The 8,917-nt window shown below is 41.5% G+C and carries 9 protein-coding genes; 1 reads left to right on the top strand and 8 read right to left on the bottom strand.

The genetic code is table 11. From position 1 onward, the window contains the following. Nucleotides 1-146 precede the first annotated feature (146 nt). The 7 genes from trpA to trpB are packed head-to-tail and all read right to left on the bottom strand — an operon-like array spanning nt 147 to nt 6,506. Entirely contained in the window at nt 147-920 is a 774-nt protein-coding gene (gene trpA, locus AC1WHX_RS08270) for a tryptophan synthase subunit alpha (RefSeq protein WP_022600495.1), read from the bottom strand. Further along, complete coding sequence (locus tag AC1WHX_RS08265) at nt 917-1,525, bottom strand: phosphoribosylanthranilate isomerase (RefSeq protein ID WP_009318699.1); 609 nt, start codon at nt 1,523-1,525, stop codon at nt 917-919. The genes trpA and AC1WHX_RS08265 overlap by 4 nt, the downstream gene beginning before the upstream one ends. Then, the gene (trpC, locus tag AC1WHX_RS08260) at nt 1,515-2,312 is read right to left on the bottom strand and encodes an indole-3-glycerol phosphate synthase TrpC (protein ID WP_022390324.1); all 798 of its coding nucleotides are present in this window, start codon (nt 2,310-2,312) and stop codon (nt 1,515-1,517) included. Before trpC ends, AC1WHX_RS08265 begins: the two co-directional genes overlap by 11 nt. Before the next feature lie 7 nt (nt 2,313-2,319). After that, entirely contained in the window at nt 2,320-3,315 is a 996-nt protein-coding gene (gene trpD / locus AC1WHX_RS08255) for an anthranilate phosphoribosyltransferase (protein ID WP_122337464.1), read from the bottom strand. 13 nt (nt 3,316-3,328) lie between these two features. Next, entirely contained in the window at nt 3,329-3,898 is a 570-nt protein-coding gene (locus AC1WHX_RS08250; RefSeq protein WP_009318696.1) for an anthranilate synthase component II, read from the bottom strand. A gap of 5 nt (nt 3,899-3,903) precedes the next feature. Further along, the gene (locus tag AC1WHX_RS08245; RefSeq protein ID WP_122337501.1) at nt 3,904-5,310 is read right to left on the bottom strand and encodes an anthranilate synthase component I family protein; all 1,407 of its coding nucleotides are present in this window, start codon (nt 5,308-5,310) and stop codon (nt 3,904-3,906) included. An 8-nt stretch (nt 5,311-5,318) separates the two neighbouring features. After that, nucleotides 5,319-6,506, bottom strand: coding sequence for a tryptophan synthase subunit beta (trpB, locus tag AC1WHX_RS08240; protein WP_009318694.1), 1,188 nt, complete (start codon nt 6,504-6,506; stop codon nt 5,319-5,321). Between the two features lie 317 nt (nt 6,507-6,823). Between trpB and AC1WHX_RS08235 the strand changes: the two genes are divergently transcribed. After that, entirely contained in the window at nt 6,824-7,966 is a 1,143-nt protein-coding gene (locus tag AC1WHX_RS08235; RefSeq protein WP_302544860.1) for a glycerate kinase family protein, read from the top strand. Nucleotides 7,967-8,076: 110 nt separating this feature from the next. On the opposite strand, the gene AC1WHX_RS08230 is transcribed toward AC1WHX_RS08235, so the two are convergent. Then, nucleotides 8,077-8,556, bottom strand: a complete 480-nt coding sequence (locus AC1WHX_RS08230) for an SPOR domain-containing protein (protein ID WP_009318692.1) — start codon at nt 8,554-8,556, stop codon at nt 8,077-8,079. Between the last annotated feature and the right edge of the window lie 361 nt (nt 8,557-8,917).

Genomic DNA, 8,917 nt, shown 5'->3' with positions numbered 1-8,917 from the left:
ATGAAAAAGGGTGACCCGTTCAGTCGTTATTGACTTTTGGGTCACCCTCTTTTATACTCTCTACCGCATCCGCAATCTACAAGATGCTATCTAAATTTTTCGATAAATATATTATCGTGATTTTTAAATCCATATAAATTCTCAACCTACTTTTTCCCAATCATCTCCAATAATCGAGAAACGGCTTTTGCAGGAGACCCCTGTGCAAGCAACTTAACAAACTGACTACCGATAATCGCACCGGAAGCATTCCGACAAGCTGAATCGAATGTTTCCCGGTTAGATATACCGAATCCTATCAGGCGGGGATTACGAAGATTCATCGCAGCTATACGACGGAAATATTCCTGCTTAACTTCATCGAACGACTGCTGCGCACCGGTCGTCGCCGCAGAAGATACCATATAGATAAATCCTTCTGTATTCCTGTCGATAAATCGGATACGTTCTTCGGAAGTTTCAGGGGTAATAAGCATTATTACATTCAGATCATAACGATCTGCTACGGGCTTATACTCTTCAAGATAATCTTTGAACGGCAAGTCCGGGATTATTACTCCATCTACTCCTACTTCATGACAACTTCGGCAAAAGTTCTCAAAACCATATTGCATTATAGGGTTAAGATACCCCATCAAGATTAACGGAATATCTACTTCGGAACGGATATTTCGAAGCTGCCCGAAGAGTTTACTCAATGACATACCGTTCTGCAAAGCCTTTGCAGCCGCATTCTGAATCACGATTCCATCGGCCATAGGATCTGAAAAAGGGATTCCTATTTCTACCATATCGATTCCCTGACGTTGTAATTCTCCAATAATCTCACGAGTAATATCAAACGCCGGATATCCGGCTGTAAAATAGACCGAAAGAATATTTTTTTCTTTACGGCCAAACAATTGTTGTATTCGATTCATCTCTTTAATTTTGTTATAAATCGGTTTAATTTTTCTATATCTTTTATTCCGGGAGAAATTTCAAAACAACTGTTCAAATCCACCCCTGCAAATTGTGGATGCTTAAAATTCAAAACTCTCTCCACATCATTCTCTCCTATACCTCCTGCTATCAAAAAAGGAACGTTTCCTGTATAATGTTGCAATATACCCCAATCGAACGAACATCCTGAACCGCCATAACCGGACGTAGAAGTATCGAACAAGAAAAAATCACAACACCCGTCATATCTCCCGACAGCCATCAAATCATCTGGAACAGATACAGAAAAGGCTTTAATCACCTGTATTCCTTGTTGCCTCAATGCCACGCACACAGAAGGGATTTCACTCCCGTGCAACTGCACATGTGTAAGTCCGTATCGGATTACCGCATCTTCGATCACGCCCAGCTTTTCATTTACAAAAACCCCTACTCGTCCTGCAGATCGCGGCAGGTACTTAGGCAAGGAATTTACATAACGAGGAGAACGGGGATAAAAAATAAAACCTATGAGATCAACCGACAGATTCTCCACCAACCGAATATTCTCCCCATCACGCATACCGCATACTTTAACCAACATCTTCTCCACCGTTTAACTGCTTCACAAACCAGCTCAAAGCTGCACCGGGTCGAACCTCTTTCATAAAATTCTCTCCCATTAAAAATCCTCTGAATCCCACTCGACGCAAAGCTCTAACCGTATCGGGGGAAGAAATCCCGCTTTCCGATATGCAGATTTTATCCGAAGGCAAATACCTGACCATATCGAACGAGTGTTCCACTCGAGTTTCAAAGGTCGTCAAATCACGATTGTTAACTCCTATCATATCAGCTCCGGTATCCAAATAGTCGAGTTCTTTTTCTTCATGCAACTCGAGCAATACTTCCATTCCGAGGCTGTGAGCCAAATCGGTAAAACGACGACAAGTCTTCCGATCGAGTACTGCAGCGATGAGCAACACGGCATCCGCACCTATCGCTTTTGCTTGATAAATCTGGTATTCATCGATTACAAACTCTTTACGTAAAAGAGGTATATCAATGCTTTTCCGGACTTTACACAAATCGGCAACCGTTCCGCCAAAATAAGTATAATCAGTCAATATAGAAGATGCAGATGCTCCACCTCGTTGATAATCAAGCACAACTCTTTCGACATCGGCATCCCGATGTATCCACCCTTTTGAAGGAGAACGACGTTTAAACTCAGCTATTATACCTGAAGAAGATTCTGACAATGCACGGCTCAGGGAAACAGTACTGCGCATCATTTGTTCGCTTCCTAAAAGCATATCCACAGTATAGGCTTCTTTATGTCGCTGCACTTCGATTCGTTTATCTGCAACTATTTTATCCAGAATATTCATCTTCGAATCAAGAATTAAGTTCGACAAACATTTTCAATGTCTTTAATGCTCTTCCACTTTCCATAGATTCACGAGCTAAGGCGATACAGTCTGCCAGAGATTTTTCCGGCTCAATTACCCGAATAGCAAACGCTGCATTAGCAATCACACAGTCGGTTTGCGCCGGTGTAGCTTCACCTTGCAATACACGATCAAATATACGAGCAGCTTCATCCGGAGATTTTCCCCCATCGAGATCTTGCTCACAATAACGGTTAAAACCTATACTTTCAGGAGTATAGATCGTCTCAGTAGTAGAAGTCGCAACCTTAAACTCTCCCGTTAATGAAATTTCATCGTATCCATCGAGACCATGCACTACGGCAAAACGAGTATCGCTCTCCTGAAAGACATAATTGTAAAGACGCAATAGCGACAAATTATAAACTCCGAGCAACTGATATTTCGGCAAGGCCGGATTGACCAGCGGACCGAGCATATTGAAAAACGTACGTACCCCCAAAGCTTTACGAACAGGAGCAACGGCTTTCATGGCCGAATTGAAAAGAGGTGCATGCAAATAGGCAATATTACACATATCCATACTCTTACGAAGACGACTCATATCAGAAGTAAATTGTACACCGTGCTGCTCCATAACATTACTTGCCCCGCTTACCGAAGTAGCTCCGTAGTTTCCATGTTTCACAACGGGATAACCTGCTCCTGCTACGACAAAACATGCCGCAGTAGAAATATTGAACGTATTTTTTCCGTCACCTCCAGTACCGACTATATCGATAGGAGCATATTCGGAAAGATCGACCGGAATACGCATTTCGAGTAAAGCATCCCGAAATCCTGTCAGTTCCTCGACTGAGATGTTCCGCATTAAGAATACTGTAATTAAAGAGGCTATCTGCGCATCATTGTACTTACCCTGTACGATATTTTGAAGTATATCCCGAGCTTCGGTTCTCCCAAGATACCGATGTTCGAACAACTTATATAGAATTTGCTTCATTTCCGTTTTTATTTTAATGATAAAGAAAATTGCGAATAATCGTATGCCCTTCAGGTGTTAATACCGATTCGGGATGAAACTGTATGCCACGTACATCATATTTTCTGTGTCGAAGCGCCATGATCTGTCCGGAAGCATCTCTCGCCGTGATCTCGAGCTCTGCCGGAAATCCATCAGGACTGACCACCCAGGAATGATAACGACCTACTTGTATTTCTCGGGGCAATCCCGTAAAAAGCAAGTCGTCCGTAATAATTTCCACAGAAGTCTGCACCCCATGATATACCTCCTTCAGATTTTCCAATACTGCGCCGAAAGCCTCACCAATAGCCTGATGACCGAGACAAACTCCTAAAATACTCTTCGTAGGAGCATAACGTCGTATCAATGGCAACAATAACCCCGCTTCTTCCGGAACGCCAGGACCGGGCGAAAGTATAATTTTATCGAAACGTTCTATTTCGTCAAGCGTAATTTTATCATTCCGACACACCTCGACATCGGTCTCTCCTAACTCGTGCACCAGATGCAATAAATTGTAGGTAAACGAGTCATAATTATCAAATATCAATATCTTTTCCATATCTTCTAATTTTTCAAAGTTACTGCCATATCGATGGCTTTTTTCAAAGCTCCCAACTTATTATTCACTTCTTGCAATTCATTCTCTTCTTTGCTGTGCGCTACAATTCCGCCTCCTGCCTGATACCACAATTCATGGTTACGACTTACAAAAGTACGTATCGTTATCGCTTGATTAAGATATCCGTTGAATCCGATAAACCCGATACAACCGCCATAAGCACCTCGGTTATGAGGCTCTATCTCAGAAATCAGTTGCATGGCCCGTACTTTAGGAGCACCGGAAAGAGTTCCCGCCGGAAAAGTATCGATAAACGTCCCGACCGGATTAGCTTCCGAATCAAGTTGTCCGCACACTCGAGAAACGAGATGTATCACATGACTATAATACTGAGGTTCTTTATAAAACAGAACATTCACATCATGACAATTCCGGCTGAGATCATTTCTTGCCAGATCGACCAGCATCACATGTTCGGCATTCTCTTTCGGATCGGCAAGAAGCGTTTCGGTAAGCTCCCTGTCTTTGCAAATATCTCCTGTACGTCGGGTCGTTCCGGCAATAGGATCTATGTACGCCTTACCGTTTTCTATCCTGCAATGCGTTTCGGGAGAAGACCCGAATATACGATACCCTCCGAAATCGAAATAAAACAAATAAGGAGACGGATTGATAGAACGCAACGCTCTATACACCTTAAAGTCATCACCCGAAAAAGGCTGGATAAAACGACGGGAAAGAACAATTTGAAAAACATCGCCACGCAAACAATGCTCTATACCTTTACGCACGTTAGCCTTGTGTTGTTCATCGGTAACAGTGCTATATACAGGTGCGGTAAGAAAAAAATTATATGAAGCGAAATTTCTATTTTCGATAACCGACTCCAGTTCGTTAAGAGTAGTGCCCTCTCCTTCAGAAAGCATCTCAACCAAAGTCAATTCATTTTTAAAATGGTTAAATACAATCACCTGTTTATAAAGAATATAAAGTAGATCGGGAGCATCATTGCGTTCATCATGGCTCTCTTTTACGGGAATATTCTCGAAATATTTCACAGCGTTGAATGTCGTGTAACCATATAACCCACATACCCGGCTCTCGTCACCAGATACTCTGAATCGGGAGATAAAACCGTTTATAGCCTTTTCTACGGTAAATGATTCATCGATCATCCTCTTTTCTCTGCATCCATCGGGAAATGTCATTGTACAAACTCCGCTGTTTACCCCGATACTCGCCAACGGACAGAGAGCTATAAACGAAAGGCTGTTTTCCCCTGCATGATAGTCGGAACTTTCCATAAGTACCGACTGAGGATAAATATCACGAACTTTAAGATAGATACTTACAGGCGTATGCAGATCACCTAATACTTTTTTACTTCGTGTTGTATAATCGAATGTTTTCATCTGACTTTTCATTTATTTTTCATTTCACGAATATAAGTTTCCATATCTTTATCCCCTCTGCCCGAAACGGTAAGCACAACCACATCCTCAGGACGGAAACGAAGTTTTCCGAGAGCTCCCAAAGCATGTGCCGATTCAAGTGCCGGAATAATGCCTTCAAGTCTTGTCAACTCAAATGCGGCGTTTAATGCCTCATCATCATTTATAGCTAAAACCGTTGCACGTTTATTTGTCGCCAAGTTTGCATGGATAGGCCCTATACCGGGATAATCGAGTCCGGCAGAAATAGAATAAGGTTCTTCAATTTGCCCGTCCTGGCTCTGCATAACAAGAGTCTTGCTGCCATGAATAATCCCGATTTTGCCAAGTTGTATAGTAGCTGCGGACATACCGGTATCGATACCCTTTCCTCCGGCCTCCGCAAGAACTATTTTTACCCGATCGTCATTAACATAATGATAAATCGTTCCGGCAGCATTACTGCCGCCACCGACACAGGCAATAAGGTAATCAGGATAATCCCGTCCTTCTTGCAAAGAGAGTTGTTTCCGTATCTCCTCACTAATCACCGACTGCAAGCGGGCTACCATATCGGGATAAGGATGCGGTCCTACTGTAGATCCGATTATATAATAGGTATCCGAAGGATGACAGCACCAGTCTCGTATCGCCTCATTCGTAGCATCTTTTAGCGTCATATTGCCTGATGTCACCGGGTAAACCGTAGCACCGAGCATTTCCATTTTCTGTACATTAATATGCTGCCGCTCGACATCGGTTTTTCCCATATAAACAACACACTCCATATTCATAAGAGCACAAACCGTAGCCGTTGCGACACCGTGTTGTCCCGCTCCGGTCTCGGCAATAATACGTCTCTTACCCATTCGTTTGGCAATCAAGATCTGTCCTATAGTATTATTGATCTTATGTGCTCCGGTATGGTTAAGATCTTCTCGTTTAAGATAGATGCGACAACCATACCGCTCGGATAGCCGAGGGGCAAGATAAAGAGGTGAGGGACGACCGACATAGTCACGCAACAAACCGTCAAACTCGTTTTTGAATGACTCGCTTTGAATAATGGGAAGATAGTTCTTCCTTAACTCCTCTACACATCCATAAAGAATTTCAGGAACGTACGCCCCTCCAAATTCTCCATAATAACCATCATCATTTACTTGATAATCTTTCATATTGTCTTATTTTTTCGTTTTCACTATCTGTTTTCGGGATATAAAAAAAGAGGTTTGCCGTGTTGGCAAACCTCTTTATACGGTATATATTTTTAATTACATAAGGTTGCTTCTCACGACTACGGGAGTTGTAAGAATTGCCACCAATATGTATTTACTAAAATCGTATTCATCTTTACATTTCACTCTGTTTGTTGAGTGCAAATGTATAGAATGAATTTGAAAAAACAAATATTCGAGGAAAAATTTTAAATAATTTGTTTTTTCGAAATAAAGACTGTACTTTTTCACCCAATCTGTAAGCCAAATACATCTTTATGAAAAAAATAGTCATAGCATCCGACTCTTTCAAAGGTTCGGTATCTTCTGCCGACGTTGCCCAAAGCGCAAGAGAGGGAATACTCCGTGTATTTCCGGAATGTGAAGTTATCTGCCTAACCGTTTCTGACGGTGGAGAGGGATTGTACGAAACATTACTGCAACAATTAAAAGGAAAACAAATAATATGTTCCGCACATAATTCCCAAATGGAAACGATCAATGCCGGCTACATCTTATCAGAAGATGGGAAAACAGCCGTTATAGAAACAGCAGCAGCCAACGGTCTAGCACTGATACCTAAAGAAAAACGTAACCCGATGGAGGCAACGACATTCGGGACAGGAGAACTGATCAAAAATGCTATCCGGCGAGGATGTCGGAATATCCTACTCGGCATAGGCGGAAGTGCGACTAATGATGCCGGCACAGGAATGTTGCAAGCTCTCGGAATCCGGTTCAGAGATGAAAACGGCACAATCTTAGGATATGGAGGAAAAATATTAACCCGGATCGCCTCCATCGATGAGTCTGGAGTATTACCGGAACTGAAAGATTGCCGGTTCACAATAATATGCGATGTAAACAATCCGCTTTTTGGTCCTAACGGTGCGGCCTATGTATATGCTCCTCAAAAAGGAGCCGACCGTGAACAAGTACGTTTTCTTGACAAAGGGCTAAGAAATTTCTCCCATATAATCGAACAAGAGAAAGGCATAAATATCAGTAAAGTTTCGGGGGCAGGAGCTGCAGGAGGAATGGGAGCAGCATGTCTTGCATTTTTTCACGCCCAGTTAAAATCGGGAATAGAAACGGTACTCGAAATAATCGGTTTTGACAAACTCATTGCCGGAGCAGATCTGATCATTACCGGAGAAGGAAAGCTCGACCGACAAACCATTATGGGGAAAACAGCTTCGGGCATTCTCGCTGCCGCCCGAAAACACCACATTCCCGTCATCGCTTTAGGCGGCTGTGTAGAAAATACGAAAGAACTCATAGATGCCGGATTTCTTGCGGCATTCTCTATACTCCCATATCCCGTCACTTTGGAACAAGCCATACAGAAAGACTTTACTCTTTGCAATATTGCCAATACAACAGAACAGATAATGCGAATTATTAAAAATCAAGCTCAATAAAACCAATCATATACCCCATAAAATAGAATGGCTATATATTATTGTACAAAAAAAGAAAGTATTCTTGCAATGAGAACACTTTCTTTTCTATTATAATATATTTCTTTATTTTATTCGTTAATCAGCAACCAAGCGTCCGAGAACCGATTAGGATACTTCGCTTTCACACTTTCACGCAACTCGGTAGCAGAAGGTCTGTCATCGAAACTGCCGACTATAACACGATACATACCTTTTGCATTCTGTGCTAAAAAAGCATTATATCCGTCTGCGACTAAAGACTCCTGCAAATTAGAGGCATTGGTTTTGATAGTAAAACTTCCGACAACGACATTGAACATTTTCAGTTTAGAAGCATCTCCGGCATTTACCGTTGTAATTTTCTCTGTACTTACCCTTACCGGAGAAGAACTTGTATCTGAAGATGAGGCCGGCTTGGTCACGACAGGTTCCGGAGCTAAAGTCTGCTCTGCAACAGGCTTTTCCTGCGCTTTTTCGTATGCCGCTTTATATGAACTTTCTTTAGCTTTACAAGAAACAAAGCCTATGGCTACAGCTACGGCCACAACTAACACCCAGTTTTTTTTCATATCTTTTTTATTTATATGTTACTTAATACCTTTTCTTTGAACGGTTTGCCTTATATTGAAAGGCAAATGTACAAAATAAATCAGAGATATATACAGCTTTATAAAAAAACTGTACATTTTATCGAGCAATAAATTTTTCCCAATTATATTAAACATAGTAAGAGCATCGGACTACTCAACTTATAATAATTAATAACCGGATTTCATGAATCTTAAGAACTTGTACAAATTTTGTACGGACATTCTTAGCACTATTTTTGAAGTATTTTTCTGTTCTGACGAAGAAGATAACGAGCTACATTGATGTGTAAAATAGGAAAACAGTTTCAAAAATCAGAATATATAATTTTATTTATCGGAA

The organism is Coprobacter sp., assembly GCF_982436375.1.
The sequence above is the reverse complement of the archived record's forward strand: the minus strand, read 5'-3'. Positions and strand labels throughout refer to the sequence as shown.